The sequence below is a fragment of the Paractinoplanes tereljensis genome, from assembly GCF_016862435.1.
Taxonomy (GTDB): Bacteria; Actinomycetota; Actinomycetes; order Mycobacteriales; family Micromonosporaceae; genus Actinoplanes; species Actinoplanes tereljensis.
Genome location: NZ_BOMY01000055.1, coordinates 62,987 through 83,561 on the forward strand (window position 1 = coordinate 62,987; position 20,575 = coordinate 83,561).

Below are 20,575 nucleotides of genomic sequence, written 5' to 3' on the forward strand. Positions count from 1 at the left end.
CTTCGCGACAACCAGGGGCTATCCAATCCCTGACACAAGATCTTCGAGGGTCGCTCGCGCTCCCTTGTGGTGCAGGCCGGCGAGCACCGAGGTGTACGCCGAGACAAAGCGCTCGCTGTCCACCAGGTCCCCGAACACCTCCCGGTTCGCGATGAATGCCAGTGGTTCGTCCTGTTGTTTCTTGGCCGCCGCCATCAATGGTTCCCGCAACCGGTCGACCACCTCGATCGGCTGTCCCTGCTCGTCGACCCCTTCGTCGTAGCGGGCCCAGGACGCCACGATCGCGGTGGACAGCACGATGTCGCCGCCGGTGTCCAGGTTGTGCCGGATCACCGGGAGCAGCCACTTCGGGATCCGGTCCGAGCTCTCCGCACACAGCCGGGCGACGGTGTCGCGTACCTGCGAGTTGGAGAACCGGTCGATCAGCTGATGCTGGTATTCCCGCAGGTCAACACCGGGTACCGCGGCCAGCGTCGGGGTGGCCTCCCGTTCCATGTAGGCCAGCAGGAACTTGGCGAACAGCGGATCCTGCGCGACGTCGTGCACCAGCCGGTAGCCGGCCAGCCAGCCGAAGTAGCAGAGCCCCTGGTGGGAGGCGTTGAGCAGGCGCAGCTTCATCAACTCGTACGGTTCGACGTCCGGCACCACCTGCACGCCGACGTCCTCGAACGGCGGCCGGCCCGTTCCGAAGCTGTCCTCGAGCACCCACTGCGTGAACGGCTCACACACCACCGGCCAGCCGTCCTCCAGCCCGAACGTGGCGCGCACCTGGTCGCGGTCCTCGTCGGTGGTCATCGGGGTGATCCGGTCGACCATGCTGTTCGGGAACTCCACGTGCTCGGCGACGTAACTGGCGAGGCCCGGGTCACGCAGCCGGGCGTACGCCACGAAGCTCCGCCGAGCCACCTCCCCGTTCCCCTGGATGTTGTCGCAGCTCATGATCGTGAAGGGTGTGATCTGCCGCTGCCGCCGCCGTTCGATCGCCTCGGTGATCAGCCCGAACGTGGTCTTCGGCTGATTGCCCAGGGTGAGGTCGTGCTGCACGTCCGGGTTGTCGGCCATGAACTCGCCGGTGACCGCGTGGAAGTTGTAACCCCCTTCGGTCACGGTCAGCGACACGATCCGGATCTCCGGCGACGCCATCTTCTCGATGACGGCTTCCGGGTCGTCCGGCGCGTAGAGATATTCGACGATCGACCCGATCACCCGGGCGTCGAGTGCGCCGTCCGGCGACTTGACCACCAGCGTGTAGAGCCCGTCCTGCGCGGTCAGCACCTGTCGCATCCGCTCATCGGCCGGCATCACCCCCACCCCGCAGATCGCCCAGTCGAGGGCCTTGCCCTCATTCATCAGGCGATCGAGGTACATCGCCTGATGGGCGCGGTGGAAGCCACCCACTCCGAAGTGCACGATGCCGGCTCGCAGCGCGGCCCGGTCATAGTTCGGAACGGCGACGTCTTTCCGCTGGTCTTGCAGGGATGGCAGGTTGGCGTTGCTGAGCGGCAGCATCTTCGATGACCTCCCGGCGGTGGATCGGGGATAACCCACAGCATCCCACCAACCTCCCTAGGTCACCGCCGACCGACTCCCTCGATCTTCTGCCCGCTCCCGGTCACCGGACGCCGCCCCAAACCACACCGGCCCGCACCTCCACCGCGCACCACCCCGGGCCCGCTGCCGGGCCGCCCACGATCATGATGACTTCCCGTTAGGAGCCAACGGCTTCCCTACAAGATCGAGGCCACCACCCGGCCGGCGCTCCCCGCCGCCGTGACCCACCCGCGATCATGGCGACTTCCCGTTAGGAGCTGACAGCAACTCCGCAAGATCGAGGTTCCGAGCGGCTATCGGCGCCAGGCCCGCGTGGTCTCCTCCGCCGGTTGCGCGATCCGGGTGAACGGCGGGTGGGTGATCCGGGCGAACGTGGCGTCGGGGAGGTCCCATTCGCGTAGTAGGTCTCGTAGGTCGGGTGGGTGGCAGGTCAGCGCGCCGCGATCGCCGTTGTCCCAGGTGATCACGTCGGTGATGTCCAGGTGGCCGTCGCCTACGCGGACTCCGATGTCGGTCTCGGCGGGAAGACCGGAAATGCGCCGTAGCAACTCGTCTCGCATCATTGCGCCGACAACCTTTCTCCGGAATTCGGGGTCGGCCATGATCGGAGGTGTTCTAGAACGCGCAGCAATTGGTCGCGAGTCGGCATGCCATCATTCTCCGGAATGGTTGGCCGCGTCTCGCTCCGCAGCTCCGGATGCACGTGCGTGCCGGGGATTCGCCGGGGCATCTGGTCCACGCCGCAACCCTTTCGTCAAGATCGGGACACTGATATCGGCGGTGGCGGATGCCCACCGGGGGCCGGGACATCCGCCGCCTGGACTCATCGTGGACGCGGCATCGGCGAGGAACAACATTCCGTTAGATTGAATTCGGCTGCACACTAGTTTTTGGCCGACTTTCTCGATATGTATTCCACGAAGGCGACGCGCGCCTTCCACCATGGAGTACGGGCCGACTCCATACCGGATAGATCAAACCGCTCGAAGGGAAGCGAACTATCCATGGAGATCGACAACACCGAACGCGCCAACTCGACAGTTCCCCGCCGCCAGCTGGGCCGGTTCCTGCGCCAGCAGCGCGAGTCCGCCGGAAAGACGATCAAGGTAGCGGCGGAATACATGGAGTGCTCCACCCAGAAGCTGTGGCGCATCGAGAAGGGCGCCGTCCCGGTCCGGGGCCCGGAGGTCAAGATGCTGTGCGACTTCTACGGCACCGACGCCGGCGTCACCGAAGCCCTGGTGAGCCTGGCCAAGGAGACCAAGGCCCGGGGTTGGTGGCAGTCCTACAACGACGTGGTCATGCCGGACTGGTTCGAGCTCTACGTCGGCCTCGAGGGCGCGGCAGCGCGGATCCGAACCTTCGAACCGCAGGTCGTCCCGGGTCTGCTGCAGGCGCCAAGCTATATGGAGGCCGTCATGCGGGCCGACACACCGCAATTCACGGATACCGAGGTCCTGGCCGGGATCAAGATCAAGCAGCAGCGTCAAGGGCTGCTGTCGCGACACTTCCCGCCGCCGCCCCACCTCGAGGTGATCGTCTCCGAGGCCGTCCTGCTCGCTTCCACGGACATTCCGGGCGCAATGCAACAGCAACTGTGGCACTTACTGAAGGCCAATGAGGAGAAGAAGGCCAGCGTGCGAGTGCTGCCACTGACGGCCGGACTCCATCGGGCCTCCGGGACCGGCAAGTTCACGATCCTGGAATTCCCATCGTCGCCGAATGGCGACGGCGGAGCCCAGGAACCGCCGACCGTCTACAGCGACAGCGTGACGGGCGCTCTTTACCTGGACAAAGCCAATGAGATCGAGGCATACGAGCAGGTCTGGAACGACCTGGACAGTCGCTCGCTGGATATGGAAGGCTCGAACGCGGTGATCAGCAAGGTCCTGAGGGAGAAGAACCACCATGAGGGATCGTGACCCCGCCACCCTGACCTGGCGAAAGTCGACCAGATCCGGTGGCAACAACAACTGCGTCGAGGCGGCCGGCCTCCCCAACGGCGGCACGGCGGTGCGCGACTCCAAAGATCCGGATGGGCCGGTGCTGTTCTTCGGCGCCGCCGGCTGGGCAGCTTTCGTCGGCGGCGTCAAGGGCGGAGAGTTCTCCGTTACCTCCTGAGGGTGGTACACCTGGTACCCCTCTATCGGGGCGGCGCCGAACTAGCGTCGGGGCATGACCGCAGAACTGGTTCTCAACAACGGCGTACGCATGCCGGCCCTTGGTCTCGGTGTTTTTCAGAGCCCACCCGAGGAGACCGCGGCAGCGGTCGAGGCCGCGCTCAAGATCGGCTACCGGCATGTCGACACCGCTGCCGCCTACGGCAATGAGCGGGAGGTCGGCGAGGGCATTCGCCGGTCCGGCATCGACCGGGGCGAGATCTTCATCGAGACCAAGGTGTGGGTCAGCGACTACGGGTATGACGAGACGCTGCACGCGTTCGAGAAGGCCACCCGCAAGCTCGGCGTCGACCGGCTCGATCTGCTGATCCTGCACCAGCCGGCGCCCGACCGTTTCGACCGGGTGGTCGCGGCCTACCGGGCGCTGGAGAAACTGCTGGCCGACGGCGGCGTGCGGGCGATCGGGGTCAGCAACTTCATGCGGCATCACCTGGACGATCTGCTTTCCCAGACCCAGGTCGTGCCGGCGGTCAACCAGATCGAGCTGCACCCTTACTTCAGTCAGCCCGATGTGCAGAAGGCCGACGCCGAGCACGGCATCCTGACTCAGGCGTGGTCGCCGATCGGTGGCATCACGTTCTACCCGGGCTGGGGCGAGGAACGCCGCAACGTCCTCGAAGACCCCGCGATCGGCACGATCGCGACCGGGCACGACAAGACGCCGGCCCAGGTGATGCTGCGCTGGCAGCTGCAGCACGGCCGCTCGGCGATCCCGAAGTCCACCAACCCGGGCCGCATCGCGGAGAACTTCGACGTCTTCGACTTCGAGCTGACCACCGAGGAGGTCGCCCGCATCGACGCCCTCGACACCGGCGTCCGCAACGGCCCCGACCCGGACGTCCCCCGCCCGGCGTTCTTCGACCGCGCGATCCCCGAGGAGTAGACCCAGGACAGGCCTCAGACCCGGAACTGACCGACCAGCACCCGCAGCCCGTTGCTCAGTTGGGAGAGCTCTTGCGTTGCCTGCTTGATGTCGATGACGCCGCTGGTGGTGGTCTGCGCCTCCGACGAGATGGTGGCGATGTTCGCGGCGATGTCTGCCGAGGCGGTCGTCGACTGGGCGATGTTGCGGCTCATCTCGTCGGTGGCGGCGGTCTGCTGCTGAACGGCCGTGGCGATGGTGGACTGGAAACCGCCCAGCCGGCCGGCAATCTCGACAATCTCGCCGATCGCCGCGGCCGCCATCGTCGTGTCCTGCTGGATGCTCTGCACCTTCGCGGTGATGTTGTCGGTGGCGACCTCGGTCTCCTGGGCCAGGTCCTTCACCTCGCCGGCCACCACGGCAAAGCCCTTGCCCGACTCGCCGGCCCGGGCCGCCTCGATGGTCGCGTTGAGCGCGAGCAGGTTGGTCTGCTGGGCGATCGCGGTGATCGCCTTGACGATCCCGCCGATCTCCTCGCTCGAGGTGGCGAGCCGCCCGATCACGTCCTGGGTCGCGCGAGCCGCCTGCATGCTCTGCTCGCAGACCTGGCTCGCCTCGGCCGCGGTGCCGGCGATCGTCTGCAGCGAGCCGCCCATCGAGGAGGTGCTCGCCGCCGCCGTGCGCACGGTGGCGGCGACCTCGTCAGCGGCCAGCACGACCTCGCCGGACTGCCGGGACGTCGCCTTGGCGTCCACCATGATCTGGATCGCGGTGGTGGTGAGCGTCTCGCTGGCGTTGGCGACCGTGGTGGCCGAGGCGCCGATCTCCCGTACCGTTCCGGCGATCTTGTCGACGAACTTGTTGAACGACCGGCTGACGTCGGTGAACTGGTCGTTTCCGCTGGTCTCGAGCCGCCGGGTCAGGTCTCCCTCGCCCTCGGCGATGTCGGCGAGGCGGTCCTGCAGGGCGCTCAGCGGCCGGATGATCGACAGCGACAGCGCAACCGCAAGCACCACCGCGACGATCAGGGTGAGGCCGCCGACCAGGTTGGCGACGTGGGTGGTGCGGTTGGCGGTGTTGTCGGCCCGCCGGTGCGCGACGGCCTCGTGGTCCCGCGCGCTGGCGAGCAGCCGGTCGACACCGCCGGCGATCACCGCGTACAGATCGAGGCCCACCCCGGCCACCAGGTCGTTGGCCTTGTCGGTCTGCGCGGCGGTGCCCGCCCGGTAAGCGGCGATGACCTCGGCGTCCATGTCCGCGAACTTCTGGAACGCGGTCCGGATCGTCGCCACGTCGGCCTGCTCGGCGGCGGACAGCGACATCGCCGCCATCGCGTTCAGTTCCTTGACGAAACTGTCCATCGACGCAAGGAACGCGGCCCGCTCGGGCGCCGTGTCTGCACTCGCGCCGGCCGCCCCGCGCACGATGTTGAAGGCGTAACCGGCCTGCCATCCACTGACGTCGGTGACTCGGTATTTCAGCTGCTGGGCCGCGTCGAGCTCGGCCTGCGACGCGGCCAGGGCCTGAGCCGTGGTCCGGGTGCTGTCCGCCGACCACACGGCCGCCATCCAGATGGCCACCACGCACAACGCCAGGAGCAGGAAGCCCGCCACCAGGCGGGTGGTCACCCGCATACGCCGAAGCACTCTCACGTAGATCAATGCTATCCCGGCATTTCCCACAAAACGCGCAAACCGGGAACCCGGGTTAACAGCGACTTGCCAGGGAGTGCACAGCTAGAACGACGATACGGTCCCGTCCGAACGGATGATCCCCGCCCAGGCCAGTTGATCTTTAGGCTGCGGCTCGCACCAAGATCCAACAGCTATGGGGGACCTTCCGCATGAACCGTGTTCTGGTCCGGCGCCTGCTCGCCGCCGGTGCCGCCGCCTTCGTCGCCGCGGCCGTCGCCGCGCCCGCACAGGCCGCAAGCCCCGCCGTTAATGTTCTACTTCCGGACGTGACGGTCGCGGCCGGCGGCAGCACCTACGCCGCACCGCTGCTGTTCGCCGAGGAGAGCGACGCGCTGACCGGCGGAAAGATCGTCTACGAGCTCAGCGGTGACCTCACCGGCGTCGCCCTGGCCACCGTCGACGGCGACCCCGGCTGCGTCAACGAGGGCCCGGCCAAGCTGGTCTGCACGGACGACTTCTATACCTTCGTCGGCCCGGACGGCGGCCTCGCCGACTTCGCCGCGGTCACCGCCACCAAGGCCGCGCTCGGCGAGAAGGGCAAGCTCACCGTCACGTTCAGCGCCGACGGGATCGCCACCTCGACGCGTACGGTCGACGTCAACGTCGCCGAGGGTGTCGACCTGGTCGCCGGCAAGACGCAGAGCGTCTCGGCCAAGCCGGGCTCGAGCTTCACCGCGTCGCTGCAGGTCACCAACAGCACCGACACGGTCGTGCACGGCACCGCGCTGCTGGCCGGCACCGACTACGCCATCGCCGGGGTCAAGCAGTTCTCCAACTGCTTCTACGCCGACGGCGTGCTGAACGCCTGCACCTTCGACGAGGAGCTGCAGCCGGGCGCCACCTACCAGGTCGAACTCCCCTACCAGCTGCGCAAGGACACCCTCGCGCCCGGCAAGGCGACCGGCGACTACGAGTGGCTGACCGCCGGCGACTACGACGACCTGATCAAGTTCGTCGGCGACAACGGCTTCGACGGCCCCGGCAACCCCGGCACCGACGGCAAGCTCACGCTGAAGCAGATCTCCACCCCGAAGTCGGCCGCGAAGCAGACCGACCCCAACCCCGACAACAACTGGCAGGCCCTCGACGTCACGGTCACCGGCCAGCAGGGCGCCGACCTGGCCGCGGTCGGCGCGACCGCGTCCGGCGCGGCCGGCACCACGGTCAGCATCCCGGTCGGCGTCAAGAACCTCGGCCCGGCCACCCTGGCCTCCCAGTTCGGCCTGCCCGCGGCGGCCGCCCTGGTCACCATCCCGACCGGCGCGACGGTCACCGGCGTTCCGGACGCCTGTTTCCGCAACACCACCGACAGCATCCTCAAGGGCGACGCCAACGCCGTCCAGTACGCCTGCTTCACCGACGAGGTCCTCCCGGCCGGCACCACGGTCACCTGGAAGTTCGCCCTGAAGATCACCAAGGTCGTCCCCGGCGCCCGCGGCTCGGTCCAGCTCAACCCCAAGTGCGAGTGCGACGCGTTCAAGCCGGACGCCAACAAGGCCAACGACACCGCCCAGATCGTCCTCAACGGCACCAGCACCGGCGGCACCACCGGCGGCGACGAGAACACCGGCGGCGAGGGCGGCGGCCTGCCGATCACCGGCCCGCAAACGGCGTTCATCGGCATCGCCGGCGCCGCGCTGATCGCCGCCGGCATCGCCGGCTTCATGGTCACCCGCCGCCGACGCACCCGCTTCGAGGCCTGACCGGCAAAGCGAAACAAACGGCGCGGGCCAGACCCGCCCGGAACGACGGAAATCGAGCGGCGCGGGCTTTCGGCCCGCGCCGCTCAACGTCAAATTCCATGCAGAGATACGCCGAGCGGCCCAGACAACCGCACTATCCCGAACCCCGCCTTCGGCGGCTGCCGCGGCGACCCGGGCGGCCCCACCGCCGGTTGCCGCCCGCTACGGCGAAGCGACCGCTGACCCGGCCAACCCGGGCCGGGGTCCGCCCGAGGTCCGAGGTCCGCCCGGGGTCCGGGGTCCGGGGTCCGAACCGCGCCCGGCCAGTTCTGGGCGGGGTTCGGCTGCGGCCGGCTGGCTCACTTCACCGCGGCCAGTTCTGGGTGGGGTTCGGCTGCGGCCAGCTGCTTTGTCAGCTGCTCGCCCTCTACGTCGACGTTGGGCAGGAGGCGGTCCAGCCAGCGGGGCAGCCACCACGCCGCGCGGCCGAGCAGGGACAACACCGCCGGGACGATGGTCATGCGGACCAGGAACGCGTCGATCAGGACGCCCGCCGCCAGGGCGAAGCCCAGTGACTTGATGATGGTGTCGTCGGCCAGGATGAAGCCGGCGAACACGCTTGTCATGATCAGGGCGGCGGCTGTCACCACCCGGGCGCCGTACTTCATCCCGGTGAGCACTGCCTCGTTCGGGGTGGCGCCGTGCACGAACTCCTCTCGAGTGCGAGTAACCAGGAAGACCTCGTAGTCCATGGCCAGGCCGAACAGGATGCCGATCAGGAAGATCGGCATGATGCTGACGATCGGGCCGGTCGACTCCACGCCCAGCAACCCGGCCAGGTGCCCGTGCTGGAAGACGGTGACCAGCAGGCCGAACGCGGCCGCCACCGAGAGCAGGAAACCCAGCGTGGCCTTGAGCGGCACCAGCAGACTGCGGAACACCAGCATCAGCAGGATGAACGCGAGCCCGACCACGATCGCCAGGTAGGGCACCAGCGCCCCGGTGAGCTTGTCCGAGATGTCGATGTTGATGGCGGTCGTCCCGGTCACCGCGAGGGTTCCACCGGTCAGCGTGGTCGCGTACGCCCGGATCGCATGCACCAGGTCCTTGGTGGCCTCGCTGGTCGCCGCGCTGCCCGGAACGACGGTGAGCAGCGCGGTGTCGCCGGCCTGATTCATCGTCGGGGCGCTGACCAGCGCGACGTCACCGAGCTTGGCGATCGCCGTCCCGGCGCCGGCGGCAACGGCCTGGGTGGTGTTCTCGACGACCACGATCAACGGCCCGTTGAAACCGGCCCCGAACCCGTCGGCGAGTTGGTCGTACGCCTTGCGCTGGGTGGAATCGACGGCGGCCGTGCTGTCGTCCGGCAACGCCAGCCGCAGGTCGAGGGCGGGCAGGGCAACAACGACGATCAAACCGAGAGGCACGAGTACGGCGATCGCACGGTGCCGCAGGACGCCGCGGGCCCACCGCTCGCCGAGCGCCGGCTTGCTGGACGCCGACCGGCGCCGCTTCCCGACGATCTTGCGGCCGGCGAAGCCGAGAACCGCCGGCACCAGACTCAGCGTGACCACCACGGCGACCGCCACGGTACCGGCGGCGGCCAGGCCCATCGCGGTCAGGAACGGCACGCCGGTGACCGACAGTGCGGCCAGCGCGATGATCACGGTCAGCCCGGCGAAGACCACCGCCGATCCGGCGGTGCCGACGGCCCGGCCGGCCGCCTCCTCGCCGTCGCGTCCCTCGGCCAGCTCATGCCGGTACCGGGAGACCACGAACAGCGCGTAGTCGATGCCGACCGCCAGGCCGAGCATGGTGGCCAGGGCGGAGGTCGACGAGGACAGGTCGAGGAAGCCGGTGGCGATCTTGATGCCGAGCATCCCGATGCCGACCCCGACGAGCGCGCTGAGCAGCGGCAGACCGGCCGCGACAAGCGACCCGAACGTGATCATCAGGACCAGCGCGGCGATCACGATGCCGATCGCCTCGGCGGCGTGGCTGCCCTCGGCGGTCGTGGTGACCTCACCGGAGTACTCCACCCCGACCCCGGCGGTCTCGGCGACGTCGCCGGCCGCCATCATCGCCTCGCGGTCGGCGGTGCTGACGTCGGCCGCGGCGACCGAGTACGTCACCGTGGCGTACGCCGTCTGCAGGTCCTTTGAAATTGTTTTGGCCTCGAAGGGGTCGGTCACCGTGGCAACCTGCGGGGCCCGCCGAAGCGCGGCGACGGCATTCTCGATGGCCGCCCTCTGCTGGGTGCCGGTCAGTTTCGTGTCGCCGGTGAAGACGACCTTGGCCGACGCGGTGTCCGCGTCACCGCCGAACTTCTCCCCCAGCACGTCCATGGCCCGCGACGACTCGGTGCCCGGGATGGAGAAGGCGTCGCTGGTCGGACCGGAGAGTTTGGCGGCGCCGAGGCCGAACAGCGCCAGCACGATGATCCACACAGCGAGGGTCAGGCGCCGGCGCCGGAACGAGAACCGGCCGATCCGGTACAACAGGGTCGCCACGAAAGGTCCTCCGTCGGTTGGTTACAGGACCAATCCAAGATCTCGGGGTACGCCGGATAAGTCGTCCCGTCAGGGCAGGCGGCGGCGTACTGCGTTCGCGGTATCCGCGCGGGCGATTGATACCGCGGAGACAGGACGTGGTGACGGGAAGCGACGGCCTACCGTCGTGACCATGCAAGACGTGACTGCCCGGTGGTTACCGCCCTGGCTGGGTGACCTGCTCCTGGCCGCCGGAGCGTGCACGCTCGTGCTGCGGATGGACGAGCGGCCGCTCACCAGGTCGATCGTCGGGTTCGCCGTGTTCGCGGCAGCGGTGACGCTGCTGCGCCGCCGCTATCCCGAGCCGGCCCTCACCCTGGCCGCCGCGGTCACCACGATCACCATCGTGCTGGACACCGCACCGGCCGGCCTGTTCGTCACCGTGGGCCTGCTGACCTACTCCGCCGCGCTCTACAGCCCCCGGCGCCGGCCCTGGTTCTACGCCGGGACCGTATGGACCGTATTCATGATCGCCGGGACCGCCACGCATCTCCTCAGCTGGTGGGGGTGGAACCAGGTGGGCCTGTTCGCCTTCATTTTCGGCGGGGCCGGGACCGGCGACTCGGTGCGGATGCGGCGGGCCTACATCGTCGAGGTGACCGAGCGGGCCCGGCAGGCCCGCGAGCAGGAGGCCCAGCGGCGGGTCATCGACGAGCGGCTGCGGATCGCCCGGGAACTGCACGATGTCGTCGCCCACCACATCGCGGTGATCAGCGTGCACGCCGGGGCCGCCGACCACGTGCTGCGCAACCGCCCGGACGAGGTATGGCCGGTGCTCGGGCACATCCGGACCGCCGCCGACACCGTCCTACGCGAGATCAAATCGGTGATCACCGTCCTGCGTGACCCGCAGGAGGTCGCCAGCACCGAGCCGACGCCCGGGATGGACCGCCTCGGCGACCTGCTGGCCGGGCTGCGCGAGGCCGGTTTCGAGGTACGCCACCAGCAACGTGGCGACTCCCGCCCGCTGCCTGCGGTTGCGGACCTGGCCGCGTACCGGATCGTGCAGGAAGCCCTGACCAACGCCCACCGCTACGGTTCCGGCGCGCCGTTCTTGATCTTGAATACACCGAGGACGCCCTGACCATCGAGATCACCAACCAGGTCGCCGGGGTGCACCCGGCGGGTTCCGGGTTCGGGCTGCTCGGCATGCGGGAGCGTGCCACCGCCGCGCACGGCACGATCAGCGCCACCACGATCGCCGGCGGCCGTTTCCGCGTACACGCCGTCCTGCCCGCCGATTCCACCGAGGGAGCCTGACCGTGCCGATCCGCGTCCTGCTGGCCGATGATCAGGCCCTGATCCGGGCCGGCTTCCGGATGATCATCGACGCCGAGCCCGGCCTGGAGGTCGCCGGCGAGGCCGGCGACGGCAAGGAGGCGGTCGACCTGGCGCACAGTGCCCGGGTCGACGTCGTCCTGATGGACATCCGGATGCCGAACCTGGACGGCATCGAGGCCACCCGCCGGATCTGCGCCGACGAACGCCTGGCCGGCGTGCGCGTGCTGGTGCTGACCACGTTCGACAACGACGACAATGTGATCCTCGCCCTGCAGGCCGGCGCGAGCGGATTCCTCGGCAAGGACGTGCACCCGGCCGAGCTGGTCAACGCCATCCGGGTGGTCGCCGACGGCGAGGCCCTGCTCTCCCCGCGCGCCACCCGCGGGCTGGTCAGCCGCCTGATCCACCAGATCCAGCCGGCGAACACCCGCCGGCTGCCGGCGCTCGACCTGGTCACCGAGCGGGAGACCGAGATCCTCGTGCTGGTGGCCCACGGCCTCTCCAACGACGACATCGCGCGCCGCTTGCACCTTTCCCCACTGACGGTCAAAACCCATGTGAATCGTACGATGGTGAAGCTGCAAGCCCGTGACCGCGCACAACTGGTCGTCATCGCCTACCAGAACGACCTGATCCGGGCCGGCGACACCCTGCCCGAGGTTTGACACGTACTCCACCTGCGGTAATCACAACACCGCGTCGGGAGGATTCGCAGAGCCGGGAATCCCGCGACCCTTGATCTTGCAAACGAGAACGAGGGAAGGACATCCCATGACCATCCGGGTACTGGTAGCCGACGACCAACCACTCATCCGGCAGGCGCTGCGCACGCTGATCGACGCCGACCCGGAGATGACCGTAGTGGCCGAGGCGGCTACGGGGGTGGAGGCAGTCGTTCGCTGCCGGGCCGGCCTGGCCGACGTGGTCCTGATGGACAACCGGATGCCGGACCTCAGCGGCGTCGAAGCCAGCCGCCAGATCACCAGCGACCCCGGCCTGGCCACGGTCCGGGTCCTCATGCACACCACGTTCGTAACCGAGGACCTGGTAGCGGCCGCACTGCCGGCCGGCGTGGCCGGCTTCCTACGCAAGGGCGTAGACGCCGGCACCCTGCTGCAGACCATCCGCGACGTGGCCGCAATCGGCCGAAAGTCCCTGCGCTACACCTAGATCCAGAGCGTCCGGCGTTCCGCACCCGGCCCACCGATCGACGCGCGCCGATTTCCAAGGACCCCTCCCGCAAGGAGCAGCTTCCGGGAACTGGCTGCTTTGCCCAAAAAGAGCAGATCCCTTCTTCCGTACGCGCCACCCCAGTCCCGTGGCACTCGGTCCCGGTAGGTGCAGCTCACCCTCCGCGCGCCCGCCACGGGCGGTCCCGACCCAAGACCTCAACCCAACCCGTCAGCGGGCGACGGCTCACCCTGCCGACCAGGACAAACGCCAGCCCGTTCGGCAGTTTGCTCTGCTCACCAATACGCGCTGCTCTGCTCACCCCAGGTAAGCCCCCAGACGGGCCGCCCCAGACGGGCAGCCTCAGGCGAAACGGCGTTTTACCAGCTTTTGCCCCTTCCGTGCGGACCTATTCCGCATCCGGGCCCTCCCTGCCCACTCCGGCACGCAGACCTTGAAGACCTACTGCTCGCAGCGAACAGGAACTCCGCAAGATCGCGCCGGCCTTCGTCAGTGACATCCGATACATCCGGCATGTCACGTTTTCCTGCCGGGCACCGATAAGGGAGTCGGCGGCACTGTCCACAAGGCAGGACCGGGCTCCGCGATGTGGAACGCCGACCCACGCTTCGATCCGGCAGCCATCACGTGGGAGCCGCCACCAGCGTCGGCGTCGGCGTCAGCCCTGGTGGCGGTCTCGGCGCTGGTGGCGACGCCGGCGCTGGCGTTGGTGGCGGCGTTGGGGCTCGGTTCCGTGGTGGGCGGCGGGTCTGGCCAAGCCTGGCACTGGCCGGAATTCCGGCGCTTACCGGAGGTACGCAGAGCAGGGCGTATTGGTGCGCAAAGCAAAGCCCCGGGTTGTGTGTTCGGTTGCGCGAGAGGCGCTGCACGTGCCGGTGACGCACGCTGGTCGCGCAGTCGCGGCGGTCGGGGGGAAATGCGGTTGTCTACGGGGTCGCCCGTACCGGAAATGGTTGTTCTTGCGAACTTGATCCTGAAGGTGTTCAGCGCCGCCGGGCGGTGGCGTCGAGCGCTGGGCTGACCCAGCCGTTCTCGGCTGGGTTGATGGTGACGCCGGGCGGCACGATCGCGTCGATCCGGTCCAGGACGTCGTCGGCGAGGACCACGTCGGCCGCCGCCAGCTGGGATTCCAGGTGTTCCATGGTGCGCGGGCCGATGATCGGCGCGGTGATCGCCGGGTGGCGCAGCACGAACGCGAGCGCCAGCTGAATCAGCGTCAGGCCCGCGTCGTCGGCCAGCTGCGACAGTTGCTCGACCGCGGCGAGCTTGCGCTGGTTCTCCGGAAGCGACAGGTCGAACCGGTTGGCGAGCCGCTGCCGGGCCGGCGACATCGGCCCGTCCTGCGAGTCCTTGCGGTAGCGCCCGGAGAGCCATCCGCCGGCCAGCGGACTGTACGGAATGACGCCCATCCCGTATCGCTGGGCGACCGGCAGAACCTCGTTCTCGATGTTGCGCACCAGAATGTTGTAGGGCGGCTGCTCGGTGACGAACCGCTCCCGCCCCCGCCGCTCCGAAACCCATTGAGCCTCGACGATGGTGGACGGCGGATAGGTGGAATGCCCGATGTAGCGAACCTTCCCGGCCCGTACCAGATCGGTGAGCGCCCCCAAGGTCTCGTCGAGATCGACAGTCGGGTCCCACCGATGAATCTGATAGAGGTCGAGATAGTCGGTGCCGAGCCGTCGCAGCGAGTTCTCCACCGACTTCATGATCCACCGCCGCGACCCACCCCGATGCTGCGGATCGTCATCGAACGGCATGAAGAACTTGGTGGCGAGCACCACGTCGTCCCGCCGCCCGGCGAGAGCTTTCCCGACAATCTCCTCGGACTCACCCTGCGAGTAGACGTCGGCGGTGTCCACGAAGTTGATCCCCGCGTCGAGCGCCCGATGAATGACCTTGATGCTTTCGTCGTGGTCCTTGGTCCCCCAGTCCCCGAACATCATGGTCCCAAGGCACATTTTGCTGACGTGGACGCCGGTGCGCCCAAGCGGTCGAAGTTCCATGCCTCGACGGTAGGCACCCGCGAGCCGCCAAGGCAGGTAACAGCAGTACCTCCCAGCGGTGGGATACTCCGCAGGTGGACAGCGTTTCCGGGGAACTCCTGCTGGTGGCCGTGGTGGAGATGGCGGCTGGGAAATCCGCGGGTGGGCAGCGCTATGAGGACGCCGTGCTCGGGCTGCTGGGCCGGCATGGTGGGACGCTCGAGCGACGCCTGCGCGGCACCGACCAGGCTGCCGAGGTGCACGTGATCCGGTTTCGGGCGCGGGCCGGGTACGAGTCGTTCATGGCCGACCCGGAGCGGCTCGCGCTCCGCGAGCAGGCCGGGGACGCCGCGCCGACCGCCCGGGTGATCGAGGTGCGTGACGTCTGAGCTGGACGTGGTCGGCATCGGGGCGCTCAACCTCGACTACCGGGCGGACGACTTCGGCGGAGCCGGCGGCACTCGACGCGGCCGGGATCGACCGGCGATTCGTCTTCCGGGACGACGATCACCTGCCCGGCACCTGTGTCTCGGTCATGCGCGACGGTGAGCGGACGCTGCTGACGCACGCCGGCGCCAACACCACCTTCGCCGACCACCTCGACGGCGCGTTCGACGAGCTGGCCGACTACCTGACGCGGGCCAGGTTCCTGCACGTCACATCGTTCCTCGACGACCGGAGCCCGGGACGGCTGCGGGCGCTGCTGACCGCGGTCAAGGCAAAGCGGCCACAGACCCTGATCAGCCTCGACCCGGGCCACGTGTGGTGTACCAACCGCACCGCCGACATCGACGGAATCCTGCGCCTGGCCGACTTCCTGCTGGTTAACCGCCGCGAGTTCGAAGCGCTGGGCGACCTCCCCGGCAACGCCGTGACCGTGGTGAAGCAGCCGTCCGGCACCCGATGGCACGGCCCCGGTGGCGACGGTTTCCGCCCACAGAAACCCTTGCCCACCGCCGAGATCGGAGACGCCACCGGCGCCGGCGACGTCTTCGCGGCCGGCCTGCTGACCGAACTGTGCCGCGACCCAACCCGGCTCGGGCCCGGCTGCGACCTGGGCATGCACCTTGCCCGCGAAAAGCTCCGGCGCGCCGTCTGACAGCTAGTCCGCGACATAGAGCGCGAGGGTGGCGCGCTTGCCGGTCCACACTCCGGCCTGGTGGTAGCCCTCGCGCAGGAAGGACGCCAGGTCGGGGCGGCCGGTCAGCGGGTCGGTGCGGCGGGCGTAGAGCACCAGCCAGATCCGGTCGGTGCCGGCCAACCTGACCACCGGGTCGGGGTATTCGCGGGCGGACAGCGACCCGATGGCCGCCGCGGACGCACTGACCAGGGCGTCGCGGGGGCGGCCGGTGTCGTTGCGCAGGTAGTACTCGACGCCGGCCCGCATCGTGCGGCCGGCCTGGTAGACAAGCACGTCGCCGGGCTGCTGGCCGGAACGGATCAGGGCGGCCAGTTTGCGGTAGTTACTGCCGTTCTTCACGGTCGGGCCGCGTACCTCGATCTCGCCGGGCACGGCGACCAGACCGACCAGGCAGAACGCCGCGAGAAGGCGTACGCCCCGGGTCTGCCATCGCGGCGCGGTCGCCGCCCGTACCAGCGTGGTGGCCGCCAGCATCGCGATCGGCATGAGCGCGAACAGCAGGTAGCGGTTCACCCAGAAGGAGGTCCCGGCCGCGGCCAGCGCGAGGACGACCAGCGGCGGCCCGAAGCCGGCGACCGTCAGCTCGACCGAGCGCCGGTCGGCGGTGATCGCCGCCAGCAGCGCCAGGCCGAGCAGCAGCCAGGCGGTGGGGGCGGTGCCGGTGAGCTCGGCCGGGAACTGGTAGATCGTGGCGCCGGTCAGCGGCGGCATCCAGTGCAGTTGCGCCTGCCGCTGATGGGTCCCCCACCAGAGCAGCGGCAACAGCGGAACAAGCGCCACCGCGACGGTCAAAATCCAGGGCAGAACCGCCCGGCGGGTACGCATCAGCAGGATCACCAAGTGCGCGACAAGCGTGGTGAGCGCCACCACGTGGCTGAGCCCTAGACCCAGGACCGCGCCGCCGTAGACGGCCCACCGAAGCCGGCTCGGCGCATCCAAAACCCGGTAAAGAAGCAGCAGGGCCAGGGTGGCGAAGAAGCAGGCAAACGCGTACGGCCGTGCCTCGGCCGCGTAGCGCGAGAGGTTCGGCAACAGGCACAGCAGCAAGCCGGTGACCAGCCCGACCGCCGGACCGGACAGCCGCCGGCCCAGCTCCCCGGCGAGGGCGACCGCCCCGGCCATCGCCACGATCGACGGGAACCGCAGGTCCAGCACCGAGTCGCCGACGACCGTGGTCCACAGGTGCATGAACAGGTAGTACGGCAGGAACACCCCGTCGATGTGGTGCGCGAGCAGCCAGATCTGCGACACCGAGCGGCGAGCGACGTCGGCGGTGGCGATCTCGTCCCAGCTCAGCACCGCCCGGGTAGGCCGCACCAGCCCGAGGACGAGCATCAGAACGCCGGGCAGAAGAGCGGGCGCCCACCGCTTCATGGTGATCATCGGGCGGTATCTTGCCCGGCGAAACTTGAAGATCAGTTGAAATGCGCCGTGACTCACATGTGCGGAAGACGACGTCCGGCTGGAGTTTCCCCCAGGCGACGAGGAACGGCGCGGCCCAGTGCCGGGACCGCGCCGTTCTCGCTACCGCTCAGGCTGCGACAGTGGCCTGTTCGGTGGTGGCAGGAGTTCCGGACCCGCCGGACATGTGCCGGAGGTAAGCCGGCAGGGTCAGGAACTCGGGGCAGGTGCGCTCGGTCAGCAGGACCGTGAGCAGGGTCCGGGCCTGGCCGAACCGCCGGGCCGAGTCCTCGTCCAGGGCACCGGTCTCGCTGAGCACGTCCAGCTCCTCGCGCAGCATCCGGGTGACCAGGGCGGCCGAGACCGGCACGCCGTAGTCGGTCGGGGTGCTGGCGTGGATCCACTGCCAGAGCTGCGCGCGGCAGATCTCGGCGGTGGCCGCGTCCTCCATCAGGCCGCCCATCGCCACCGCGCCCCGGCCACCGAGCCAGGCTGCGATGTAGCGCAGCGCGACACTGCTGTTGTTGCGCAGCGCCACCTCGGTGACCTGCACGCCGAGGGCCTTCACGTCCAGCAACTCGGTGGCGGTGACCCGCACGTCGTCGCGCTTGCGCACGATCTGGTGCGGCTCGGCGCCCAGCCACTGGTCGAACACCTCGCGACAGGTGGCGACCAGGCCCGGGTGCGCCACCCAGGAACCGTCGAAGCCGTCGCCGACCTCGCGCCGCTTGTCCTGCCGCACCTGGTTCAAGGCCCGCTTCGCGGCCACCGGGTCCCGGCTGGGGACGACGGCGGCCATGCCGCCGATGGCGTGCGCTCCGCGACGATGACAGGTACGGACGAGAAGCTCGGTGTACGCCCGCATGAACGGTGCCGTCATGGTGACCTGGGAACGTTCCGGCAGCACGACGTCGGGACGGTTCTTGATCATGCTGAACAGGTAGTCCCAGCGGCCCGCGTTCAGGCCGGCCGAGTGCTCCCGCAGTTCGTACAGGATCTCGTCCATCTCGAACGCCGCGGTGATCGTCTCGATCAGGACCGTGGCCCGGATCGTGCCGCGCGGGATGCCGAGCTGCTCCTGGGCGAAGACGAAGACGTCGTTCCAGAGGCGGGCCTCCAGGTGCGACTCCAGCTTCGGCAGGTAGAAGTACGGGCCGCTCCCCCGGTCCAGCTGACGCTGGGCGCAGTGGAACAGGTAGAGCCCGAAGTCGAACAGCGACGCGGAGACTGGCCGGCCGCCGACCCGCAGGTGCGCCTCCGGCAGGTGCCAGCCGCGCGGCCGCACCATGATCGTCGGGAGGTCGGCGCCAACCTTGTACTCCCGGCCGTCCGGCGCGGTGTAGTCCAGCTTGCCGTCCAGCGCGTCCCGCAGGTTGGCCTGGCCGAGGACCACGTTCTCCCAGGTGGGCGAGGTGGCGTCCTCGAAGTCGGCCATCCAGACCTTGGCGCCCGAGTTGAGGGCGTTGATGGTCATCTTGCGTTCCGGCGGCCCGGTGATCTCGACCCGGCGGTCAGTGAGATCGGGTGCGGCCGGCGCGACCTGCCAGGACGCGTCGTCCCGGATCGCCTGGGTCGACGGGAGGAAGTCGAGCTCGTCGGTGCGGGTGGCCCGGCGGCGCCGGCGGCGCTCCAGGATCTGCACCCGCCGGGCGCCGAACTCACGGTCCAGCGCCACGACGAACGCGATGGCCTCGGGGGTCAGAATCTCGGAGTAACGGCCGTCCGTGGTGCCCGTGATGGTGACCTCTTCGCCGCCCATGTCAGAACTGCTCCTCCTCGGTAGAACCGCTGAGCGCGGTGGTCGAGCTGTCGGGGTTGAGCGCGGTCGAGACGGCGTCGAAGTAGCCGGTGCCGACCTCGGCCTGGTGCTTGGTCGCGGTGTAGCCGTCCGCCTCGGCCGCGAACTCGGCCTCCTGCAGCTTCACGTACGCGGTCATGCCGGTCTCGGCGTAGCCGCGGGCCAGCTCGAACATCGAGTGGTTCAGCGCGTGGAAGCCGGCCAGGGTGACGAACTGGAACTTGTAGCCCATCGCGCCGAGTTCCTTCTGGAACCGCGCGATGTCGGCGTCGTCGAGGTTCTTCTTCCAGTTGAACGACGGCGAGCAGTTGTACGCCAGCATCTTGCCGGGGTGCTCCTTGTGCACCGCCTCGGCGAAGCTGCGGGCGAACTCGAGGTCCGGCTTGCCGGTCTCGACCCAGAGCAGGTCGGCGTAGTCGGAGTAGGCGACGCCGCGGGCGATCGCCGCGTCGGCGCCGGGCCGCACCCGGAAGAAGCCCTCGGCCGTACGCTCCCCGGTGATGAACGGCTTGTCGCGCTCGTCCACATCGGTGGTGAGCAGGTCGGCCGCCAGGGCGTCGGTGCGGGCGATGACCAGCGACGGCACCCCGAGCACGTCGGCGGCGAGGCGGGCGGCGTTCAGCGTGCGGATGTGCTGCTGGGTCGGGATGAGCACCTTCCCGCCCAGGTGGCCGCACTTCTTCTCGCTGGCCAGCTGGTCTTCCCAGTGCACGCCCGCGGCACCGGCCACGATCATGGACTTCATCAGCTCGAACGCGTTGAGCGGCCCACCGAAGCCGGCCTCCGCGTCGGCGACGATCGGGGCGAACCAGTCGCGCTCGTAGCGGCCGGCCGCGGTGTCGATCTGGTCGGCCCGCATCAGCGCGTTGTTGATCCGCCGGACCACGGCCGGAACCGAGTTGGCCGGGTAGAGCGACTGGTCCGGGTAGGTGTTGCCGGACAGGTTGGCGTCCGCCGCGACCTGCCAGCCGGACAGGTAGATGGCCTTGAGACCGGCCCGCACCTGCTGGACCGCCTGGCCACCGGTCAGCGCGCCGAGCGCGTTGATGTAGTCCTCGCTGTTGAGCAGTTCCCACAGCCGCTGCGCGCCGCGCTCGGCCAGGGTGTGCCGCTCCTGGACCGTGCCGCGAAGCTTGACCACGTCATCCGCGGTGTACGTGCGCTTGATGCCGGTCCAACGGGGATCGCCGGCCCACGCCTGAGTGAGGTCCGCAGCGGTACCGCCCCGGGTCAGCTGATCAGTCATCGAAATCCCTTTCC

The 20,575-nt window shown here is 68.9% G+C and carries 18 protein-coding genes; 10 read left to right on the forward strand and 8 right to left on the reverse strand.

The features are described from left to right. Positions 1 to 18: 18 nt before the first annotated feature. Together Ate02nite_RS42965 and Ate02nite_RS42970 are read right to left on the reverse strand one after the other, a co-directional pair. Entirely contained in the window at positions 19 to 1,509 is a 1,491-nt protein-coding gene (locus tag Ate02nite_RS42965; protein ID WP_203813722.1) for a mannitol dehydrogenase family protein, read from the reverse strand. A 335-nt stretch (positions 1,510 to 1,844) separates the two neighbouring features. After that, entirely contained in the window at positions 1,845 to 2,114 is a 270-nt protein-coding gene (locus tag Ate02nite_RS42970; RefSeq protein ID WP_203813723.1) for a hypothetical protein, read from the reverse strand. 441 nt (positions 2,115 to 2,555) lie between these two features. Here Ate02nite_RS42970 and Ate02nite_RS42975 point away from each other — a divergent pair, with 441 nt between their 5' ends. The 3 genes from Ate02nite_RS42975 to Ate02nite_RS42985 are packed head-to-tail and all read left to right on the forward strand — an operon-like array spanning position 2,556 to position 4,614. Then, positions 2,556 to 3,473, forward strand: coding sequence for a helix-turn-helix domain-containing protein (locus Ate02nite_RS42975; protein ID WP_203813724.1), 918 nt, complete (start codon positions 2,556 to 2,558; stop codon positions 3,471 to 3,473). Continuing rightward, complete coding sequence (locus Ate02nite_RS42980) at positions 3,460 to 3,672, forward strand: DUF397 domain-containing protein (protein ID WP_203813725.1); 213 nt, start codon at positions 3,460 to 3,462, stop codon at positions 3,670 to 3,672. The genes Ate02nite_RS42975 and Ate02nite_RS42980 overlap by 14 nt, the downstream gene beginning before the upstream one ends. Before the next feature lie 54 nt (positions 3,673 to 3,726). Beyond that, a complete protein-coding gene (locus Ate02nite_RS42985) occupies positions 3,727 to 4,614 on the forward strand; it encodes an aldo/keto reductase (protein WP_203813726.1) in 888 nt (295 codons plus the stop codon). 14 nt (positions 4,615 to 4,628) lie between these two features. Here Ate02nite_RS42985 and Ate02nite_RS42990 read toward each other — a convergent pair whose 3' ends face one another. After that, the gene (locus tag Ate02nite_RS42990) at positions 4,629 to 6,245 is read right to left on the reverse strand and encodes a methyl-accepting chemotaxis protein (protein WP_203813727.1); all 1,617 of its coding nucleotides are present in this window, start codon (positions 6,243 to 6,245) and stop codon (positions 4,629 to 4,631) included. Between the two features lie 191 nt (positions 6,246 to 6,436). Between Ate02nite_RS42990 and Ate02nite_RS42995 the strand changes: the two genes are divergently transcribed. Beyond that, on the forward strand, positions 6,437 to 7,990 hold the full coding sequence (locus tag Ate02nite_RS42995; protein WP_203813728.1) for a hypothetical protein: 1,554 nt from the start codon (positions 6,437 to 6,439) through the stop codon (positions 7,988 to 7,990). 338 nt (positions 7,991 to 8,328) lie between these two features. On the opposite strand, the gene Ate02nite_RS43000 is transcribed toward Ate02nite_RS42995, so the two are convergent. Then, positions 8,329 to 10,479, reverse strand: coding sequence for an MMPL family transporter (locus Ate02nite_RS43000; RefSeq protein ID WP_203813729.1), 2,151 nt, complete (start codon positions 10,477 to 10,479; stop codon positions 8,329 to 8,331). Positions 10,480 to 10,651: 172 nt separating this feature from the next. On the opposite strand from Ate02nite_RS43000, the gene Ate02nite_RS43005 reads away from it, so the two are divergent. From Ate02nite_RS43005 to Ate02nite_RS43020, 4 genes are all read left to right on the forward strand, one after another. Then, entirely contained in the window at positions 10,652 to 11,602 is a 951-nt protein-coding gene (locus tag Ate02nite_RS43005; RefSeq protein WP_203813730.1) for a sensor histidine kinase, read from the forward strand. 29 nt (positions 11,603 to 11,631) lie between these two features. Then, positions 11,632 to 11,778, forward strand: coding sequence for an ATP-binding protein (locus tag Ate02nite_RS43010; protein WP_203813731.1), 147 nt, complete (start codon positions 11,632 to 11,634; stop codon positions 11,776 to 11,778). Between the two features lie 2 nt (positions 11,779 to 11,780). After that, positions 11,781 to 12,464, forward strand: coding sequence for a response regulator (locus tag Ate02nite_RS43015; protein ID WP_203813732.1), 684 nt, complete (start codon positions 11,781 to 11,783; stop codon positions 12,462 to 12,464). Between the two features lie 106 nt (positions 12,465 to 12,570). Next, positions 12,571 to 12,969: a response regulator gene (locus Ate02nite_RS43020; protein WP_203813733.1), complete on the forward strand. Its 399-nt coding sequence runs from the start codon at positions 12,571 to 12,573 to the stop codon at positions 12,967 to 12,969. Between the two features lie 1,004 nt (positions 12,970 to 13,973). Here the strand turns inward: Ate02nite_RS43020 and Ate02nite_RS43025 are convergent. Further along, positions 13,974 to 14,996, reverse strand: coding sequence for an aldo/keto reductase (locus Ate02nite_RS43025; protein ID WP_203813734.1), 1,023 nt, complete (start codon positions 14,994 to 14,996; stop codon positions 13,974 to 13,976). Between the two features lie 74 nt (positions 14,997 to 15,070). Between Ate02nite_RS43025 and Ate02nite_RS43030 the strand changes: the two genes are divergently transcribed. Both Ate02nite_RS43030 and Ate02nite_RS43035 read left to right on the forward strand, forming a co-directional pair. Continuing rightward, positions 15,071 to 15,364, forward strand: a complete 294-nt coding sequence (locus Ate02nite_RS43030; protein ID WP_239148126.1) for a hypothetical protein — start codon at positions 15,071 to 15,073, stop codon at positions 15,362 to 15,364. Then, positions 15,361 to 16,074, forward strand: coding sequence for a carbohydrate kinase family protein (locus Ate02nite_RS43035; RefSeq protein ID WP_203813981.1), 714 nt, complete (start codon positions 15,361 to 15,363; stop codon positions 16,072 to 16,074). The genes Ate02nite_RS43030 and Ate02nite_RS43035 overlap by 4 nt, the downstream gene beginning before the upstream one ends. A 3-nt stretch (positions 16,075 to 16,077) precedes the next feature. Here the strand turns inward: Ate02nite_RS43035 and Ate02nite_RS43040 are convergent, their stop codons facing one another. The 3 genes from Ate02nite_RS43040 to aceA all read right to left on the reverse strand — a co-directional run bounded on the left by Ate02nite_RS43040 (position 16,078) and on the right by aceA (position 20,561). After that, entirely contained in the window at positions 16,078 to 17,499 is a 1,422-nt protein-coding gene (locus Ate02nite_RS43040) for a glycosyltransferase family 39 protein (protein ID WP_203813735.1), read from the reverse strand. Positions 17,500 to 17,647: 148 nt separating this feature from the next. Beyond that, entirely contained in the window at positions 17,648 to 19,276 is a 1,629-nt protein-coding gene (gene aceB, locus Ate02nite_RS43045) for a malate synthase A (protein ID WP_203813736.1), read from the reverse strand. Position 19,277: 1 nt separating this feature from the next. Further along, entirely contained in the window at positions 19,278 to 20,561 is a 1,284-nt protein-coding gene (aceA, locus tag Ate02nite_RS43050; protein ID WP_203813737.1) for an isocitrate lyase, read from the reverse strand. Between the last annotated feature and the right edge of the window lie 14 nt (positions 20,562 to 20,575).

Coding starts and splice junctions, on each gene's coding strand:
- Ate02nite_RS42965 (WP_203813722.1), bottom strand. CDS start 1,509: ATGCTGCCGCTCAGCAACGCCAACCTGCCATCCCTGCAAGACCAGCGG.
- Ate02nite_RS42970 (WP_203813723.1), bottom strand. CDS start 2,114: ATGATGCGAGACGAGTTGCTACGGCGCATTTCCGGTCTTCCCGCCGAG.
- Ate02nite_RS42975 (WP_203813724.1), top strand. CDS start 2,556: ATGGAGATCGACAACACCGAACGCGCCAACTCGACAGTTCCCCGCCGC.
- Ate02nite_RS42980 (WP_203813725.1), top strand. CDS start 3,460: ATGAGGGATCGTGACCCCGCCACCCTGACCTGGCGAAAGTCGACCAGA.
- Ate02nite_RS42985 (WP_203813726.1), top strand. CDS start 3,727: ATGACCGCAGAACTGGTTCTCAACAACGGCGTACGCATGCCGGCCCTT.
- Ate02nite_RS42995 (WP_203813728.1), top strand. CDS start 6,437: ATGAACCGTGTTCTGGTCCGGCGCCTGCTCGCCGCCGGTGCCGCCGCC.
- Ate02nite_RS43005 (WP_203813730.1), top strand. CDS start 10,652: ATGCAAGACGTGACTGCCCGGTGGTTACCGCCCTGGCTGGGTGACCTG.
- Ate02nite_RS43020 (WP_203813733.1), top strand. CDS start 12,571: ATGACCATCCGGGTACTGGTAGCCGACGACCAACCACTCATCCGGCAG.
- Ate02nite_RS43025 (WP_203813734.1), bottom strand. CDS start 14,996: ATGGAACTTCGACCGCTTGGGCGCACCGGCGTCCACGTCAGCAAAATG.
- Ate02nite_RS43040 (WP_203813735.1), bottom strand. CDS start 17,499: ATGATCACCATGAAGCGGTGGGCGCCCGCTCTTCTGCCCGGCGTTCTG.
- aceB (WP_203813736.1), bottom strand. CDS start 19,276: ATGGGCGGCGAAGAGGTCACCATCACGGGCACCACGGACGGCCGTTAC.
- aceA (WP_203813737.1), bottom strand. CDS start 20,561: ATGACTGATCAGCTGACCCGGGGCGGTACCGCTGCGGACCTCACTCAG.